Raw genomic sequence first — 17,734 nt, 5'->3', positions numbered from 1 at the left:
TTATGAGTGGCCGAAGTGACGCCGGGCCACGCCGGTAAAATCGCGGCAATCCCACCCTGTCACCAATGGCGCCCCGAGGCTGCCGTTCTGCATTCCCCATGAGCGAACCCACCACTCCCCTTGCCCAACCCGGCCTCGACAGCCTGTCGAAATCGTTCGAACCCGCCGCCATCGAGGCGCACTGGGGCCCGGAATGGGAAAAGCGCGGCTATGCCAAGGCGGGCTTTCGCGGCACGCAGCAACCCAAGGACGGCGCCGACGCGTTTGCCATCCAGTTGCCGCCCCCGAATGTGACGGGCACGCTGCACATGGGCCATGCGTTCAACCAGACGATCATGGACAGCCTGGCGCGCTACCACCGCATGAAGGGCGACAACACGCTGTGGGTGCCGGGCACCGACCACGCCGGCATCGCCACGCAGATCGTGGTGGAACGCCAACTGCAGGAGCAGAAGGTCAGCCGCCACGACCTGGGCCGCAAGAACTTCGTGGCGCGCGTGTGGGAATGGAAAGAGAAGTCGGGCAACACCATCACCGAGCAGATGCGCCGCATGGGCGACACGGTGGACTGGAGCCGCGAGTACTTCACGATGGACGACGACCTGTCGAAGGTCGTGACGCACACCTTCGTGAAGCTCTACGAAGAAGGCCTGATCTACCGCGGCAAGCGCCTGGGCAACTGGGACCCGGTGCTGAAGACCTCGGTGAGCGACCTCGAAGTCGAAAGCGAAGAAGAAGACGGCTCGCTCTGGCACATCGCCTACCCGCTGGAAGACGGCAGCGGCACGCTGACCGTGGCCACCACCCGGCCCGAGACCATGCTCGGCGACACGGCCGTGATGGTCCACCCCGAAGACGAGCGCTACAAGCACCTGGTCGGCCAGCGCGTGCGCCTGCCGCTGGTGGACAAGCTCATTCCCATCATTGCGGACGACTACGTCGACAAGGAGTTCGGCACCGGTGTCGTCAAGGTCACGCCGGCCCACGACTACAACGACTACGCCGTCGGCCAGCGCCACAAGCTCGAAGTGATCGGCGTGCTGACGCTGGACGCGACCGTCAACGACAACGCGCCCGAAAAATACCGCGGCATGGACCGCTTCGTGGCGCGCAAGGCCATCGTGGCCGACCTCGACGCCCTGGGCCTGCTGGTCGAGGTGAAGAAGCACAAGCTGATGGTGCCGCGCTGCGCGCGCTCGGGCGCCATCGTGGAGCCGATGCTCACCGACCAGTGGTACGTGGCCATGACGCGCCCGGGCGCCGACGGCCAGTCGATCGCGCAGAAGGCCATCGACGTGGTGAAGTCGGGCGAGGTGCGATTCGTGCCCGAGAACTGGGTCAACACCTACAACCACTGGATGGAGAACATCCAGGACTGGACGATCTCGCGCCAGCTGTGGTGGGGCCACCAGATTCCCGCCTGGTACGACGAAGACGGCAAGGTGTACGTGGCCGAGACCGAGGCCGAGGCCCAGGCCAAGGCGCCCGGCAAGACGCTGCGGCGCGACGAGGACGTGCTGGACACCTGGTACTCCGCGGCGCTGGTGCCTTTCTCGTCGCTGGGCTGGCCCGAAAAAACGCAGGACCTCGACCTGTACCTGCCCTCGACCGTGCTCGTGACGGGCTACGACATCATCTTCTTCTGGGTCGCCCGGATGATCATGATGACCAAGCACTTCACCGGTCAGGTGCCTTTCAAGGACGTGTACATCCACGGCCTGGTGCGCGACGCTCAGGGCAAGAAGATGAGCAAGTCCGAAGGCAACGTGCTGGACCCGGTCGATTTGATCGACGGCATCCAGCTGCCCGAGCTGCTCGACAAGCGCACGCAGGGCCTGCGCAAGCCCGAAACGGCGCCTGCGGTGCGCAAGAACACGCAGAAGGAATTTCCGGAGGGCATTCCGGCCTTCGGAGCGGATGCGCTGCGCTTCACCTTCGCCTCGCTCGCGTCGCTCGGGCGCAGCATCAACTTCGACTCGAAACGCTGCGAGGGCTACCGCAACTTCTGCAACAAGCTGTGGAACGCCACGCGCTTCGTGCTGATGAACTGCGAAGGCCAGGACTGCGGCCTGCTGGAGCACACGAAGGAAGACTGCAAGGTCGGCGGCCCGGCCCACGGCTACCTGAAGTTCAGCCGCGCCGACTTCTGGATCGTGTCGCAGCTGCAGCGCGTGGAGGCCGAAGTGGCCAAGGGCTTCGAGGAATACCGCCTGGACAACGTGGCCAACGCGATCTACCAGTTCGCGTGGGACGAGTTCTGCGACTGGTACCTGGAAATTGCCAAGGTGCAGATCCAGACCGGCACCGATGCGCAGAAGCGCGCCACGCGCCGCACGCTGATCCGCACGCTCGAAACGCTGCTGCGCCTGGCGCACCCGGTGATTCCGTTCATCACGGAAGCGCTGTGGCAGAAGGTGTCGAAGGTGGCGGGCCGCGAAGGCGAATCGGTCATGGTGGCGGCCTATCCGCAGAGCCAGCCGGAGAAGATCGACGAAGCGGCCGAAGCCCATGTGGCGCGGCTGAAGGCGCTGGTGGACGCCTGCCGCACGCTGCGCGGCGAGATGAGCGTGTCGCCCGCGACCCGCCTGCCGCTGTATGCGGTGGCCGACGACGCCGAGGGCGCGGCGTTCCTGCGCGAATCGGCGCCGGTGCTGCAGGCGCTGGCCAAGCTGAAAGAAGTGAAGGTTTTCGACGACGAGGCCTCGTGGCAGGCGGCCGCCGAAGCGGCGCCTGTGGCAGTGGTGGGCGCAACGCGCCTGTGCCTGCACATGGAGATCGACAAGGCGGCCGAGAAGGTCCGCATCGGCAAGGAAATTGCGCGCATCGAGGGCGAAATTGCCAAGGTGCACGGCAAGCTGGGCAACGAGGCCTTCGTGGCCAAGGCCCCGCCGGCGGTGATCGACCAGGAGCGCAAGCGGCTGGCCGACTTCAGCGCCACGCTGGAACGCCTGCGCGACCAGCTTGGGCGCCTCGGCTGACAGACGGGCGAAATCGCGGGCGTTTAGGATGCTGGTTCGGCAATTGCTTGCCGTTCCAGCACACTGATTTACATCTTCCAACGAACTGAGCCGAACCTGCCCATGTCCACACCATCGACACGTATCCGCAAGGCTGTATTTCCCGTGGCGGGCTTCGGCACCCGCTTTCTGCCCGCCACCAAGGCACAGCCCAAGGAAATGCTGCCGGTGGTCGACAAGCCGCTGATCCAGTACGCCGTGGAAGAGGCCTACGCCGCGGGCATCCGCGACATGATCTTCGTGACCGGCCGCAACAAGCGCGCCATCGAAGACCACTACGACACCGCCTACGAGCTGGAAAGCCAGCTCGAGGCCAGCGGCAAGACCGCCCTGCTGAACATCGCGCGCTCGGTCATGCCCGACGACATGACCTGCTCCTACGTGCGCCAGCCGCGCATGCTGGGCCTGGGCCACGCGGTGCTCTGCGCCGAACACCTGGTGGGCGACGAGCCCTTCGCCGTGCTGCTGGCGGACGACCTGATGGTCGGCCCCGTGGGCGGCCAACCGGTGCTGGCCCAGATGACCGCCGCCTTCGACCGCCTGGGCGCTTCGCTGCTGGCGGTGCAGGAGGTGCCGCTGGAACACGTGAAGCGCTACGGCATCGTGGCGGGCGACGCCATCGAGGACGGCCTGGTCAAGGTCACCCACATGGTCGAGAAGCCGAAGCCCGAAGACGCGCCCTCGCGCCTGGGCGTGGCGGGCCGCTACATCCTCACGCCGGGCGTGTTCGCCGAAATCCGCAACCAGCCCAAGGGCGCGGGCGGCGAGATCCAGCTGACCGACGGCATCGCGGCGCTGATGAAGAAGGAATCGGTCTACGCCTATTCCTACAAGGGCATCCGCTATGACTGCGGCAGCAAGGAAGGCTTCCTGCAGGCGTCCGTAGAACTGGCGCTGGCACACCCCGAGGTGGGCGCGGAGTTCCGCGAATACCTCAAGAACCTGAAGCTGTAAGCGCTTCGGTCTTTTGTCTTTCTCCTTCCCCTTCCGGGGGAAGGCCGGGATGGGGGCCAACGGCCTCCAACCTCTTTAGGCTTGCCTTCAGCGCCTCTTCAGCACATGAATGAAGTCGCTCCCCACCGTCTCCTGCTCCACCAGTTCGTTGCCCGTCTGGCGCGCGAAGGCCTGGAAGTCGCGGATCGAGCCGGGGTCGGTGGACACCACCTTGAGCAGCTGGCCGCTCGCCATGTCGTTGAGCGACTTCTTCGCCTTGAGGATGGGCAGCGGGCAGTTCAGGCCCCGCGTGTCGAGCTCGCGATCGACTTCAGCTTGCATTGCCAGGCTCCGGCGGCAGCGCCAGTCCGCGGCGGCGTTCTTCGTTTTCCGCGGCGGTAAAGAACACCGGCTCGTGCCCGCGCGTGCGCAGCCAGTCGGCCAGCGCGTAGCCGGTGCCGGCGGGCCAGCACTTCAGGTCGGGCAGGTCGTACAGCCGGTAGTCGACCAGTTCGGGCGAGAGCTTCACCTCGCCGTCGGCCACCACGTGGTACGCGATGATGATCTGGTTCATGCGCTGGAAGTCGTAGGCGCCGACCAGCTTGGTGGCGCTGACGTCGAGGTTGGTCTCTTCCTTCACCTCGCGGGCGATGCCCTCCTCGGGCGTCTCGCCGGCTTCCATGAAACCGGTGATGAGCGCGAACATCTGGCCCGGCCACGCCGCATTGCGCGCCAGCAGCACCTGGCCGCGGTACTCGACGATGGCCGCGAGCACCGGCGTGGGATTGTTCCAGTGCGTGTGGCCGCAGTTGGGGCAGCGCAGGCGCTCCTTGGGGCCGCCGTCTTCCATCAACGCGATCCATTCGAGCGGCGTGGCGCAGACCTGGCAGAACTTGGGATGGGGCATGGGGGTCTCTTTTCTTTTTATGGCGGCGCATGCCCCGGGGCGGGGCAGCGGGTTGTCGGTTTATGCCGGGAAGACGCCGGTGGAGAGGTAGCGGTCGCCGCGGTCGCACACCACGAACACGATGGTGGCGTTCTCTACCGTCTTCGACACCTCGAGCGCGGCCCATAGGGCGCCGGCTGCCGAGATGCCGCCGAAGATGCCCTCTTCGCGCGCCAGGCGCCGGCACATTTCCTCGGCGTCGTCCTGGGTCACGCTGATTTCCTGGTCGACCCGGCTCGGGTCGAAGATCTTCGGCATGTACTCGGCCGGCCACTTGCGGATGCCCGGAATGCGCGAGCCTTCGGCCGGCTGCGCGCCGACGATGCGCACCGCCGGGTTCTTCTCTTTCAGGAAACGCGACACGCCGGTGATGGTGCCGGTGGTGCCCATGGCGCTCACGAAGTGCGTGACCTTGCCCTTGGTGTCGGCCCAGATCTCGGGGCCGGTGGTCTCGTAGTGGATGCGGGGGTTGTCGGGGTTGGCGAACTGGTCGAGCACGCGGCCCTTGCCCTGCCCCACCATCTGCTCGGCCAGGTCGCGCGCGTATTCCATGCCGCCGCTCTTGGGCGTGAGCACGAGTTCGGCGCCGAAGGCCTTCATGGTCTGGGCGCGTTCGACGGAGAGGTCCTCCGGCATGATCAGCACCATGCGGTAGCCCTTGATGGCCGCGGCCATGGCCAGGGCGATGCCGGTGTTGCCGGAGGTGGCTTCGATCAGCGTGTCGCCGGGCTTGATTTCGCCGCGCTCTTCGGCACGCTTGATCATCGAGAGGGCCGGACGGTCTTTCACCGAACCCGCCGGATTGTTGCCCTCCAGCTTGCCGAGAATCACGTTGCCGCGCCTGGCGTTTTCTGCCGCGTGGATGCGTTGCAGGGCCACCAGGGGCGTCTTGCCGATGGCATCTTCGATCGTCGGATAATTCATGTCGGTCACTGTGCCATAATTTTGGGCTTGGTTCAGTACCCTGCCCGGGTGGTGAAATTGGTAGACGCAGGGGACTCAAAATCCCCCACCGAAAGGTGTGCCGGTTCGATTCCGGCCCCGGGCACCACACTTTGATCCGCAGTCAGGCTGCTCCGCGCAGGCCGCTGTGCACCGTCGGATACACCAGCCGCACCCGCAATTCGCGCTTCAGCCGCGTGTTGTCCAGCAGGCGCGACTCAGCCATGAAACTCAACAGCTGCACCGGCAACTGCCGTTCGGCCTCGCCGCGCGCCACGCGGGGCGGGCGCGGCAGGCCGTACAGGTCGGCGGCCAGATCGATGTAGTCGCCCATGCGCAGCTCGGTGTCGTCCGACGCATGCACGATGCGCTGCGGCTTGCCGCGAAACAGCGCCGCCACGCAGGCGCGCGCCAGGTCGTCGGCGTGGATGTGGTTGGTGAACACATCGTCCTCGCGCCGCAGCACCGGCGTGCCGCGCAGCAGGCGCGCGCGGGGCGTGCCGTTGTCGCGGTCGGGGGCGTAGATGCCCGGAATGCGCAGGATGCTGGCACGCACGCCCGCGCTGCGGCCCAGCCAGCGCACGGCGCGCTCGGCGTCCACGCGGCGGTGGGCGCGCGGGGTATCGGGCCGCACGGCACGGGCTTCGCTCACCCCTGCGCCGTCGCAGTCGCCATAGACGCCGCTGGTCGATCCGTAGACGAAGGCCGATGGCACCGAGCGCAGGCGCAATGCGCGCGCCAGCGCCGTGGTGCGATGGTCGCGCCACCATTCCTTGCCGCCGTCACGGGCGGGCGGCGCCAGGTGGAGCACGCGCGTGGCGATGCCCGCCAGCCGGCGCAGGGTAGCGGCATCGTCCAGATTGCCCACCAGGGGGCGGATACCGGCCGCGCGCAGGGCGCCCACCCGGTCGGCCGACGACGTGAGCGCCACCAGCTGCACACGGCCTCGCAGGTCGCGCGCCACGCGCTGGCCGACGTCCCCGCAACCGACGATCAGGAGGCGCTCGCGCCGGAACCGCGCCGGCAGTGCGCCGGAGGGGCTATTGATTGAAGGCAAAATCCTGTTCCCTTTCCCTTTCAGACACAGGCTGAAACAAGCCGAAGAATACCGATGACTGCTACAGCGCCGCTCGACGCGGGCTTTTCGATCACTGTCGAACCCAGCGGGCGGCATTTTGTCGTGCACGGGGACGAGACCATCCTCGCAGCCGGCATTCGCCAGGGCATCGGCCTGCCCTACGGCTGCAAGGACGGCGCCTGCGGCTCCTGCAAGTGCAGGAAGCTCTCGGGCGAGGTCACGCTCGGACCGCACCAGAGCAAGGCCCTGAGCGCCGAGGAGCAGCTCGCCGGCTTCGTGCTGACCTGCTGCGCCCATGCCACGAGCGACGTGGTGCTCGAATCGCGCCAGGTCACCGAGGCCGGGGCGATGCCGATCCGCAAGATGCCGGTGCGGGTGCAGGCGCTCTCCCGCCTGTCGCACGACGTGATGATGGTGCGCCTGCAACTGCCCGCCGGCGAGCCGCTGCAGTTCCATGCGGGCCAGTACGTGGAGTTCATCCTGCGCGACGGCACGCGCCGCAGCTACTCGATGGCCAACGCGCCGCACACGCTGGGCGAGCCCGGCACGGGCATCGAACTGCACCTGCGGCACCTGCCGGGGGGCAAGTTCACCGACCATGTGTTCGGCACCATGAAGGAAAAGGAAATCCTTCGCATCGAGGGCCCGTTCGGCAGCTTCTTCCTGCGCGACGACTCCAGCAAGCCGATGGTCCTGCTGGCCTCCGGCACCGGCTTCGCACCCATCAAGGCGCTGCTGGAACATCTGAAGTTCAAGGCCAGCGTGCGGCCCGCCACGCTCTACTGGGGCGGCCGCCGGCCCGAGGACCTGTACATGGACGCCTGGGTGCACGAGCAGATGGCGCAGATGCCCCACCTGCGCTACGTGCCCGTCGTTTCCAACGCCACGCCCGACGACAACTGGACCGGGCGCACGGGCTTCGTCCACCAGGCCGTGCTCGAAGACTTTGCGGACCTGTCGGGTCACCAGGTGTATGCCTGCGGTGCGCCCATCGTTGTCGACTCGGCCAAGCGAGACTACGTGGCGCTGGCCGGCCTGCCTGAAGAAGAGTTCTTTGCCGACGCCTTCACCACGGAGGCCGACAAGGCCGTTCCCTGAATTTTCCGAGACCCTCACCCCTAGAACAATGAAGACGAGACATTTCTTTCTTACGCTGCTCGCCAGCGCCACGGCCCTGACGGGCGCGGCCCCGTCGATGGCCCAGCAACAGCGCCCCATCCGCCTCGTGGTTCCGTACGCCGCGGGCGGCCCCATCGACAACACGGCGCGCATGCTGGCCGAACGCGTGAAGGACACGCTGGGCCCGGTCATCATCGACAACAAGCCCGGCGCGGGCGGCAACATCGGCGCCGACATCGTGGCCAAGGCGCCCGCCGACGGCCTCACGATCGGCATTGCGGCCACCGCCACCAACGCGGTGAACCCCTGGCTGTACAGCAAGATTCCGTTCAACGCCGCGACCGACTTCGCGCCCATCACGCAGATGGTGCGCGTGCCCAACGTGCTGGTGATGAACGCCGACACGGCCAGGCGCCTGAACATCAACACCGTGGCCGACCTGATCCGCTACGCCAAGGCCAACCCCGCCAAGCTCAACTACGGCAGCGGCGGAAACGGCAGTGCCGGCCACCTGGCGGGCGAGCTGTTCAAGAAGGAAGCCGGCATCTTCGCGCTGCACATTCCGTACAACGGCGGCAGCCCGGCGCAGCTGGCGCTGATTTCGGGCCAGGTCGACTTCAACTTCGACAACCTCGCCACCGCCGCGCCGAACATCCGTTCGGGCAAGCTCAAGGCGATTGCGGTGACGACGCTGCAGCGCAGCAGCTCGCTGCCCGACGTGCCGCCCATCGCGGACACGCTCAAGGGCTTCTCTATCGATACGTGGTGGGGCCTGGTGGCGCCGGCCGGCACGCCGCACGACGTGGTCATGAAGCTGAACCAGGCCTTCGTGGCGGCGCTGAACGCGCCGGAAACGAAGACCCGCTTCGCCGGGCTGCTGGCCGAGCCGGTGGCCAGCTCGCCGGAGCAGTTCGGTGCGTTCATGAAGAGCGAGCTCTCCAAGTACGAAGCGGTCGTCAAGGCGACCGGCGCGAAAGTGGACTGACCCCCAGGCTTCGCGCACTTCGTGTCGCTTCTCCTCCCCCCTTGCAGGGGGCAATACCTGCGGCCCGGCAAAGCCGGTTCCGCGGTATTTCTGGAATGAAATCCGGCGGCTATTCGCCCAGGTAGGCGGCCCGCACGCGCGGGTCGCTCAGCAGGGCCTTGGCCTCGCCGTTCATGGTGATGAGGCCCGACTCCATCACATAGCCTCGGTCGGCCAGCTGCAGCGCGCGGTTGGCGTTCTGCTCCACCAGCAGGATGGTCACGCCCTGCGAGGCCACGGTCTGCACCACCTCGAAGATCTTGTCGCACATGATGGGCGACAGGCCCATGGTGGGCTCGTCCAGCAGCAGCACCTTGGGGCGCGCCATCAGCGCGCGGCCCATGGCCAGCATCTGCTGCTCGCCGCCCGACATGGTGCCGGCCAGCTGGTCCTTGCGCTCGCGCAGGCGCGGGAAGGTGACGAACACGCGCTCCATGTCGCTGGCGATCTCGGCCTTGTCCTTGCGGATGTAGGCACCGATCTGCAGGTTCTCGGTGATGGTCATGCGCGTGAACACGCCGCGGCCTTCCGGCACCATCACCAGGCCCTCGCCCACCAGGTCCCAGGCGCCGCGGCCCTTGATGCTGCGGCCCAGGAATTCGATGGTGCCCGCGCCTGCGGGCAGCGTGCCGGTGATGGCCTTCATGGTAGTGGTCTTGCCGGCGCCGTTGGAGCCGATCAGCGAGACCAGTTCGCCCTCGCGCACTTCGAAGTCGACGCCCTTCACGGCCTGGATGCCGCCGTAGCCCACCTTCAGGCCGCTGACTTTCAGCAGCGTCTTGCCGGCGGCCTTGGCCTGGGCGGCGGTGGACACGGTTTCTTGTTCGCTCATGGTTGCGGTGCTCATGTCAGTGGCCTCCGGTGCCGAGGTAAGCCTCGATCACCTTCTCGTTCTTCTGCACGTCGGCCGGCGTTCCCTCGGCAATCTGCTTGCCGTAGTCCAGCACGGTGACGCGGTCGCACAGGCCCATGATGAGCTTGACGTCGTGTTCGATGATCAGGATGGTGCGGTTGTCGCGCCGGATGCGGTCGATCAGCTCGCGCAGCGCTACCTTCTCGGTGGAGTTCATGCCGGCGGCCGGCTCGTCCAGCGCGATGAGCTGCGGGTCGGTGGCCAGGGCGCGTGCAATTTCCAGTCGGCGCTGGTCGCCGTAGCTCAGCGTGCGCGCCTTGTAGTCGGCGAACTTGCCGATGCCCACGTAGTCGAGCAGTTCGTGTGCGCGGTCGGCAATCGCCTTCTCTTCGGCCTTGAAGCTGCGGGTGCGCAGCATGGCGCCGAACACGCCCGAACTGGTGCGGATGTGGCGCCCGACCATCACGTTCTCCAGCGCCGTCATTTCGGCGAAGAGGCGGATGTTCTGGAAGGTGCGCGCAATGCCGGCCTTGGCCACTTCGTGCACGGCCGTCGGCTGGTAGGGCTTGCCCGCGAGCTCGAAGCTGCCGCTGTCGGGTGTGTACAGGCCGGTGATGACGTTGAAGAACGTGGTCTTGCCCGCGCCGTTGGGGCCGATCAGCCCGTAGACCTGGCCGCGCTTGATGGTGATGCCCACGTCCGAGAGCGCCTGCAAGCCGCCGAAGCGCTTGGAGATGCCGCGCACGTCGAGGATGGTGTCGGTGTTTGTCGTCATGTCTTTTTGTCCTCGGCTCACGGATTGATCGACATGGGACGCTCGGCACCGCCGGGCAACTGGTCGGCGGGCGAGTCGATGCCCGGCGCATGCGTCTGCAGCGAGCCCGGGGCCACGGCCGCATGGGCCGGGTCGACGGGCACGCCGCCCTTCTTCGTCAGCGTCTTGCCGTGCTCCGGCGACGGCCACAGCCCGCGCGGGCGCACCAGCATGATGATGATCATGGCCAGCGCAATGAAGAGCTGGCGCAGGATCGACGCGTCGAGGCGCCCGCCCGTGAGCGACTGCAGCGGGCCGGCCACGTAGCGCAGCACCTCGGGCAGTGCCGCCAGCAGCACCGCGCCCAGAATGACGCCGGGCAGGTGGCCGATGCCGCCGAGCACGACCATGGCCACGATCATCACGGACTCCATCAGGCTGAAGGACTCGGGCGACACGAAGCCCTGGAAGGCCGCGAACATGGCGCCCGACACACCGCCGAAGCTCGCGCCCATGCCGAATGCGAGCAGCTTCATGTTGCGGGTGTTGATGCCCATGGCCTTGGCGGCGATCTCGTCTTCGCGAATGGCCATCCAGGCGCGCCCGATGCGCGAGATCTGCAGGCGGTGCGAAATGATCACCGTGGCAACCACCAGCGCCAGGAACAGGTAGTAGTACAGCGACACCGACGAGACGGTGAAGCCGTCGAACTTCCATGCCTTGCCCAGGTCCAGGCCCCAGAACTTGATGGAGTCGATGGCCGTGATGCCCTTCGGACCGTTGGTGATGTTCACCGGCTGGTCCAGGTTGTTCAGGAACACGCGGATGATTTCGCCGAAGCCCAGCGTCACGATGGCGAGGTAGTCGCCACGCAGCTTGAGCGTGGGCGCACCCAGCAGCACGCCCAGACATCCGGCCACCACCAGCGCCAGCGGAATCACGATCAGCAGCGAGGTGTGCAGGCCGTTCGGGAACATCTGGGCGAACCAGGGGAAGGTCTCGGTCAGGTGCGACGAGCCCATCAACGCGTAGAGGTAGGCCCCCACCGCGAAGAAGGCCACGTAGCCCAGGTCGAGCAGGCCGGCGTAGCCGACCACGATGTTCAGGCCCAGGGCCAGCAGCACGTAGAGCAGTGCGATGTCGGCAATGCGCACCCAGGCGTTGCCCTGCATCTGCAGCAGCAGGGGCAGTGCCAGCACGGCGATGATGCCGGCGACGTAGAGAGCGAGGTTCTTGCTGTTCTTCATGGTTCGCTCCTTACGCACGGTCCGCCACGCGTTCGCCGAGCAGGCCGGACGGTCGCAGGGTGAGCATGACGATCAGCACGATGAACGCGAAGATGTCGCTGTAGTTGCTGCCCAGCACACCGCCCGTGAGGGTGCCGATGTAGCCGGAGCCGATGGCCTCGATGAGGCCCAGCAGGATGCCGCCGACCACCGCGCCGGCCAGGTTGCCGATGCCGCCGAACACGGCCGCCGTGAAGGCCTTGAGGCCGGGCAGGAAGCCCATCGCATGTTGCGCGATGCCGTAGTTCGACGCGTACATCACACCGGCGATGGCCGCGAGCACGGCGCCGATGATGAAAGTGGCCGAGATGACCATGTCGGGGCGGATGCCCATGAGGGCCGCCACGCGCGGGTTCTCGGCGGTGGCGCGCATCGCGCGGCCAAGCTTGGTGTAGTTGACCAGCCACATGAGCACCACGAGCGAGAACGCCGTGACGCTCAGGATCATGACCTGCGTGGGAGAGATGACCGCGCCGGCCACGTGGATCGGGTCGGTGGGCAGCAGGTTCGGATAAGCCTTGTTGGTCGGCTTCCAGATGATCATGGCCAGCGTCTGCAGCAGGATCGACATGCCGATGGCGGTGATGAGCGGCGCGAGCTTGGGGCTGTTGCGCAGCGGCCGGTAGGCCACCTTCTCGATCACGAAATTCAGGGTTGCTGCGACGATGCAGGCAATGACCAGGGAAATGAGGAGGATCAGCCAGCCGGGCGTACCGGGCATCGCGTCCTGCATGAGCCCGATGATGGTCCAGCTCGTCAGAGCCCCCACCATCAATACCTCTCCGTGTGCAAAGTTGATCAGATTGATGATGCCGTACACCATGGTGTAGCCCAAGGCTATCAAGGCATACATGCTGCCCAGTACCAGACCGTTGATGATCTGCTGCAGCAATATTTCCATAACGCGATTCCCTATGTGTTGCACCGATGCGGGGTGCCATTCACCCACCGAGGCACCGGTTTGGCGCCCTTGGCATGACAAGCAAAAAACCAGCCAACATGTGTCGCTGGCGGATTTGTGGGCGGGATTGTAAGCACGCACCAGCGCTGAATTGGTGCGTGTTGACCGGGGTTTACCCGCTCACCTCATGCTGTATGCGCGTGAGGTCATGCACTCGCCGGGTGCATGTTGCAAGACGGTATCAGTCGTTGCCTTCGGCGTTTCGGCGGCGCAGTTCACGCAGCTTCTCGCCGATGCGGATTTCGAGTCCGCGGTCCACCGGTTCGTAGAAGACCTGGCCTTCCAGGCCGTCCGGGAGGTAGCGCTCGCCGGCGGCGAAGCCGCCCTCCTCGTCGTGCGCGTAGCGGTACCCCTTGCCGTAGTCGAGCTCCTTCATGAGCTTGGTGGGTGCATTGCGCAGGTGCATGGGCACCGGGCGCGTGCTGTCCTTCTTGATGAGGGCACGCACCGCGTTGTAGGCCTTGTAGACCGCGTTCGACTTGGGCGCGATCGCGAGGTAGACCACGCATTCGGCCAGCGCCAGTTCGCCTTCGGGGGTACCCAGTCGCTCGTAGACCTCGGCTGCGTCCAGCGCCAGGCGCAGCGCGCGCGGGTCGGCCAGGCCGATGTCCTCGCTGGCCATGCGCACCAGGCGGCGCGCCATGTAGCGCGGGTCGGCGCCGCCGTCGAGCATGCGCACGAACCAGTAGAGCGCCGCGTCGGGGTCGCTGCCGCGCACCGACTTGTGCAGCGCGCTGATGGTGTCGTAGAACTGTTCGCCGCCCTTGTCGTAGCGGCGCATCCGCTCGCCGAGCACGCGCAGCAACCATTCGTCGGTGATCTGCCCCAGCTTTTCGGCCTGTGCCGCGACGGCAAGCGTCTCGAGGGTGTTGAGCAACCGCCGCGCATCGCCGTCGGCATAGGCCACGAGGCGTTCGACCGCGGCGGCTTCGATGGCCGGCACGGCCTGGATGGCCTGCGCGCGCACCACGATCTGCTGGAGGTCTTCCTCGTTGAGCGACTGCAGCACGTACACCGCGGCACGCGAGAGCAGCGCGGAGTTGACTTCGAACGACGGGTTCTCGGTGGTCGCGCCGATGAAGGTGAAGAGGCCCGACTCCACATGCGGCAGGAACGCGTCCTGCTGGCTTTTGTTGAAGCGGTGCACCTCGTCCACGAACACGATGGTGCGCCGCTGCTCGAGCCCGTCGCGCGCCGACGTGGCGCGGTCGACCGCCTCCCGGATGTCCTTCACCCCGCCCAGCACCGCGCTGATGCTGAGGAACTGCGCGTCGAAGGAGTCGGCCATGAGCCGCGCGATGGTGGTCTTGCCCGTGCCCGGCGGCCCCCAGAGGATGCAGGAATGCGGCTGGCCCGACTCGAAGGCGATGCGCAGCGACATGCCCGGGCCGAGCAGGTGCTGCTGGCCGATCACCTCGCCCAGCGTCGTGGGGCGCAGGCGTTCGGCAAGGGGTTGGTGGGCGGTGGTGGCCAAACCGGTGAAGGTTGCGCTATTGCTTGACGACGTCGGCGCCAGCGGGCGCCTTGAAGTCGAACACGCTGGCGGGCATCGAGGGGTTCACTTCGACCTTGCTGAACTTGAGCACCGAGCGCTGGCCGAAGCTGTCGAGAATTTCGAGCGCCGCGAGCGCGTCGCCCTGGAAGCCGACCTGCACGCTCTGCAGCTGGCCATCCTTGTTCTTGGGCGTGGCCTTGACCCACTGCAGCCCCTCGCGCTCCGGTGCGGCTTCCAGCGTGAAATCGGCCTGCAAGGCGCGCAGATCGGGCGCCGCGGCAATCAACGCCGCGGGCGTGGAGCCCAGCGCCTGTGCCTGCGTGCGCTGCGTGACCTGGTTGAGGTCGGCGTCGTACAGCCACAGCGTCTTGCCGTCGGCCACGATGGTTTGGGCAAACGGCTTCTGGTAGTCGAACTTGAACTTGCCGGGGCGCTGGAATTCGAAGGTGCCGGTCGAGGTCTTGGTGCGGCCCGGCTGCCCTTCGCGCGGCGGGGCGGTCACGGTCTGGGTGAAGTCGGCTCGACCCGACTTGACGGTTTTCACGAAGGTTTCGAGGCTCTCGAGCCCGCCGGCCCACGCGTTGGCGGAACACAGGAGGCCGATCAATAGCCAATGGCGCAATTTCAATTTGGATTCCTCGCGATTGCTCGCAATAGCTGTGCTGTTGCACGGGGCTGTGGCACTGGCTTCGACCCTAACCGCCGCGAATTGCGGCAGGTGCAGGTCTGGATGAAGATTTGCAATGCCGTACAGCGATTTTGCAAATTGCCTTTCAGCACGTAACCGAATTCGAAAGCCGCTGCGGCGAATTACTCCGACGCGCGTGCCGGCACCAGGATTTCGCGCTGGCCGCTGCCGCTCATGGAACTGACCAGGCCGGCCTTTTCCATGTCTTCGACCAGGCGCGCGGCGCGGTTGTAGCCGATCTTCAGGTGGCGCTGCACCAGCGAGATGCTGGCCTTGCGGTTCTTGAGCACGACCTCGACCGCTTGGTCGTACATCGGGTCCTTTTCGGCATCGCCGCCGCCCAGCAGGTCGCCGTCACCGTCGCCGTCGACCGTGCCGCCCTCGAGCACGCCTTCGATGTAGTCGGGCTCGCCCTGGCTCTTCAGGTAGGCCACCACGCGGTGCACTTCCTCGTCGCTCACAAAGGCGCCGTGCACGCGGATCGGAAGACCCGTGCCGCTGGGCATGTAGAGCATGTCGCCCATGCCGAGCAGCGCTTCGGCACCCATCTGGTCGAGGATGGTGCGGCTGTCGATCTTGCTGGACACCTGGAAGGCGATGCGGGTCGGGATGTTCGCCTTGATCAGGCCGGTGATCACGTCGACGCTGGGGCGCTGCGTGGCCAGGATCAGGTGGATGCCCGCGGCGCGCGCTTTTTGCGCAAGGCGTGCGATGAGCTCTTCGATCTTCTTGCCGACCACCATCATCAGGTCGGCCAGCTCGTCGATGACCACCACGATGTGCGGCTCGCGCTTGAGCGGCTCCGGATCGTCGGGCGTGAGGCTGAAGGGGTTGTAGATGAACTCCTCGCGCGCCTTGGCTTCGTCGATCTTGGTGTTGTAGCCGGCCAGGTTGCGCACGCCGAGCTTGCTCATGAGCTTGTAGCGGCGCTCCATCTCGGCCACGCACCAGTTCAGGCCGTGCGCGGCCTGGCGCATGTCGGTGACCACGGGCGCCAGCAGGTGCGGGATGCCTTCGTAGACCGACATTTCGAGCATCTTCGGGTCGATCATGAGCAGGCGAACGTCGCGTGCCTCGGCCTTGTAGAGCAGCGACAGGATCATGGCGTTAATACCCACCGACTTGCCCGAGCCGGTGGTACCGGCCACCAGCACGTGCGGCATCTTCGCGAGGTCGGCCACCACCGGGTTGCCGATGATGTCCTTGCCGAGGCCCATGGTGAGCATCGACTTGCCTTCGTTGTAGATCTGCGAGCCCAGGATTTCGCTGAGCTTGATCGACTGGCGCTTGGCGTTCGGCAGTTCGAGCGCCATGTAGTTCTTGCCCGGGATGGTCTCGACCACGCGGATGGACACCAGCGAGAGCGAGCGCGCCAGGTCCTTGGCCAGGCCCAGAATCTGCGAACCCTTGACGCCGACGGCGGGCTCGATTTCGTAGCGCGTGATGACGGGGCCGGGCGACGCGAGCACCACACGCACCTCGACACCGAAGTCCTTCAGTTTCTTCTCGATCATGCGCGAGGTCATCTCGAGCGTGTCGGACGACACCGTTTCCTGGCGCACCAGCGCCGCATCGAGCAGGTCGACCTGCGGCAGCTTGCTGTCGGGCAGCTCCTTGAAGAGCGGCTTCTGGCGCTCCTTGACGACGCGATCGCTCTTGGGCACTTCGGCCAGCGCAGGCTCGATCTGCACCGGCGGTGAGGCGGCGCGGCGCTTGGGCCGCGGCTCGATGCGGATTTCTTCGTCGTCGTCCGCAAAAGCGCCCGACGCCGGCGCCATGGCGGAGTCGGCATTGCCACCCGAGTCGCCACGGGTGAACGCCGGTTCGTCTGCTTCGGCGCGCTCGCGGGCCGCCTGCTTGCCCATGGCGATGTCGGCTGCCATTTCACGCTTCTCGCGGCGCGACTCGAAGAGCGAGTAAGCACGCGCGCCGATGCGCTCGGCGATCAGGCTCCACGAGAAGCGAAACACCAGCGCCGAGCCGATCACGCCGCCCGCGATGGCAATCAGCGCCGAGCCGGTGAAACCCATCCAGCGAACGCTGGCCGGACCCACGAGGTAGCCCAGCGCACCGCCGCCGGAACCCGGCAGATGGGCTTCGAGACGGTACAGGCGCGACCATTCGAGCACCGTGCTCGCGCACAGCAGCAAGACGAGGCCGAACCAGAAGGCAAGGCGGCTGCGGTTGAAACGGCCGCGCGGGGGCTGCTCGGCCGCCGGTGCGGCTTCACCGCCGCGCAGCCAGCCGGCCAGCGACGAGAGCCAGGCGCGCAGTCCGGCGGCAAGGCACCACCAGACCGAATAACCGGCAACGAAATAGCTGCCGTCGGCCAGCCAGGCGCCGATGCGCCCGCCCCAGTTCTTGATTTCCCCCCCGGTGCCCGATGTCGACCAGGCCGCGTCGGAAGGCGTGAAGCTCAGCATGGCGAGCAGCCAGAACAACAGCGCTGCGAATCCTGCTATCAGCGTGATCTCGTGGGCGAAGCGCATGGCGCGCACGCGCACGGGCTGGCCCTCGGCGGCAGAAGAAGATTGAAGCGTATTGAGCGAATAGGTCATGAAAAAAACGGCGTCCGACCCGGGTAAACAGAAGGTGGACGCACGAACACTACAACAAAAGGCCGGCGCCGCCAGCAGCG

General features: G+C 66.4%; 15 protein-coding genes and 1 tRNA gene. 5 read left to right on the top strand and 11 right to left on the bottom strand.

From position 1 onward, the window contains the following. The first annotated feature begins 98 nt into the window (after positions 1 to 98). Together ACSFA5_RS05635 and galU are read left to right on the top strand one after the other, a co-directional pair. Positions 99 to 2,978 (top strand): valine--tRNA ligase, encoded by a 2,880-nt coding sequence (locus ACSFA5_RS05635; protein ID WP_435443053.1) that lies wholly within the window; start codon positions 99 to 101, stop codon positions 2,976 to 2,978. Positions 2,979 to 3,080: 102 nt separating this feature from the next. After that, a complete protein-coding gene (gene galU / locus ACSFA5_RS05630) occupies positions 3,081 to 3,971 on the top strand; it encodes a UTP--glucose-1-phosphate uridylyltransferase GalU (protein ID WP_435443052.1) in 891 nt (296 codons plus the stop codon). An 87-nt stretch (positions 3,972 to 4,058) separates the two neighbouring features. On the opposite strand, the gene ACSFA5_RS05625 is transcribed toward galU, so the two are convergent. The 3 genes from ACSFA5_RS05625 to cysM are packed head-to-tail and all read right to left on the bottom strand — an operon-like array spanning position 4,059 to position 5,820. Next, positions 4,059 to 4,292, bottom strand: coding sequence for a sulfurtransferase TusA family protein (locus ACSFA5_RS05625; RefSeq protein ID WP_435443051.1), 234 nt, complete (start codon positions 4,290 to 4,292; stop codon positions 4,059 to 4,061). Continuing rightward, complete coding sequence (locus ACSFA5_RS05620) at positions 4,282 to 4,857, bottom strand: NUDIX domain-containing protein (protein WP_435443050.1); 576 nt, start codon at positions 4,855 to 4,857, stop codon at positions 4,282 to 4,284. Before ACSFA5_RS05620 ends, ACSFA5_RS05625 begins: the two co-directional genes overlap by 11 nt. A 60-nt stretch (positions 4,858 to 4,917) precedes the next feature. Beyond that, positions 4,918 to 5,820 (bottom strand): cysteine synthase CysM, encoded by a 903-nt coding sequence (cysM, locus tag ACSFA5_RS05615; RefSeq protein ID WP_435443049.1) that lies wholly within the window; start codon positions 5,818 to 5,820, stop codon positions 4,918 to 4,920. A gap of 42 nt (positions 5,821 to 5,862) precedes the next feature. Between cysM and ACSFA5_RS05610 the strand changes: the two genes are divergently transcribed. Continuing rightward, positions 5,863 to 5,947: transfer RNA gene (locus ACSFA5_RS05610), tRNA-Leu, on the top strand. 15 nt (positions 5,948 to 5,962) lie between these two features. Here the strand turns inward: ACSFA5_RS05610 and ACSFA5_RS05605 are convergent. Further along, positions 5,963 to 6,895 (bottom strand): NAD-dependent epimerase/dehydratase family protein, encoded by a 933-nt coding sequence (locus ACSFA5_RS05605; protein WP_435443048.1) that lies wholly within the window; start codon positions 6,893 to 6,895, stop codon positions 5,963 to 5,965. Between the two features lie 54 nt (positions 6,896 to 6,949). On the opposite strand from ACSFA5_RS05605, the gene ACSFA5_RS05600 reads away from it, so the two are divergent. Then, complete coding sequence (locus tag ACSFA5_RS05600; RefSeq protein WP_435443047.1) at positions 6,950 to 8,014, top strand: CDP-6-deoxy-delta-3,4-glucoseen reductase; 1,065 nt, start codon at positions 6,950 to 6,952, stop codon at positions 8,012 to 8,014. A gap of 28 nt (positions 8,015 to 8,042) precedes the next feature. Further along, a complete protein-coding gene (locus ACSFA5_RS05595) occupies positions 8,043 to 9,020 on the top strand; it encodes a Bug family tripartite tricarboxylate transporter substrate binding protein (RefSeq protein ID WP_435443046.1) in 978 nt (325 codons plus the stop codon). Positions 9,021 to 9,129: 109 nt separating this feature from the next. Here the strand turns inward: ACSFA5_RS05595 and ACSFA5_RS05590 are convergent, their stop codons facing one another. The 7 genes from ACSFA5_RS05590 to ACSFA5_RS05560 form a co-directional block, all read right to left on the bottom strand. Next, positions 9,130 to 9,891: an ABC transporter ATP-binding protein gene (locus tag ACSFA5_RS05590; RefSeq protein ID WP_435444061.1), complete on the bottom strand. Its 762-nt coding sequence runs from the start codon at positions 9,889 to 9,891 to the stop codon at positions 9,130 to 9,132. A gap of 16 nt (positions 9,892 to 9,907) precedes the next feature. Further along, positions 9,908 to 10,687 (bottom strand): ABC transporter ATP-binding protein, encoded by a 780-nt coding sequence (locus ACSFA5_RS05585; protein WP_435443045.1) that lies wholly within the window; start codon positions 10,685 to 10,687, stop codon positions 9,908 to 9,910. Between the two features lie 17 nt (positions 10,688 to 10,704). Next, the gene (locus ACSFA5_RS05580) at positions 10,705 to 11,913 is read right to left on the bottom strand and encodes a branched-chain amino acid ABC transporter permease (protein ID WP_435443044.1); all 1,209 of its coding nucleotides are present in this window, start codon (positions 11,911 to 11,913) and stop codon (positions 10,705 to 10,707) included. Between the two features lie 10 nt (positions 11,914 to 11,923). Next, positions 11,924 to 12,853, bottom strand: a complete 930-nt coding sequence (locus ACSFA5_RS05575; RefSeq protein WP_435443043.1) for a branched-chain amino acid ABC transporter permease — start codon at positions 12,851 to 12,853, stop codon at positions 11,924 to 11,926. A gap of 241 nt (positions 12,854 to 13,094) precedes the next feature. Further along, positions 13,095 to 14,387, bottom strand: a complete 1,293-nt coding sequence (locus ACSFA5_RS05570) for a replication-associated recombination protein A (RefSeq protein WP_435443042.1) — start codon at positions 14,385 to 14,387, stop codon at positions 13,095 to 13,097. A gap of 16 nt (positions 14,388 to 14,403) precedes the next feature. Continuing rightward, positions 14,404 to 15,036, bottom strand: coding sequence for an outer membrane lipoprotein periplasmic chaperone LolA (gene lolA, locus ACSFA5_RS05565; protein WP_435443041.1), 633 nt, complete (start codon positions 15,034 to 15,036; stop codon positions 14,404 to 14,406). 182 nt (positions 15,037 to 15,218) lie between these two features. After that, positions 15,219 to 17,654 (bottom strand): DNA translocase FtsK, encoded by a 2,436-nt coding sequence (locus tag ACSFA5_RS05560; protein ID WP_435443040.1) that lies wholly within the window; start codon positions 17,652 to 17,654, stop codon positions 15,219 to 15,221. Positions 17,655 to 17,734: the final 80 nt, after the last annotated feature.

The organism is Variovorax monticola, assembly GCF_051216855.1.
Lineage (GTDB): Bacteria > Pseudomonadota > Gammaproteobacteria > Burkholderiales > Burkholderiaceae_C > Variovorax.
Note: the sequence above shows the minus strand (reverse complement) of the source record. Positions and strands in the feature narration are given on the sequence as shown.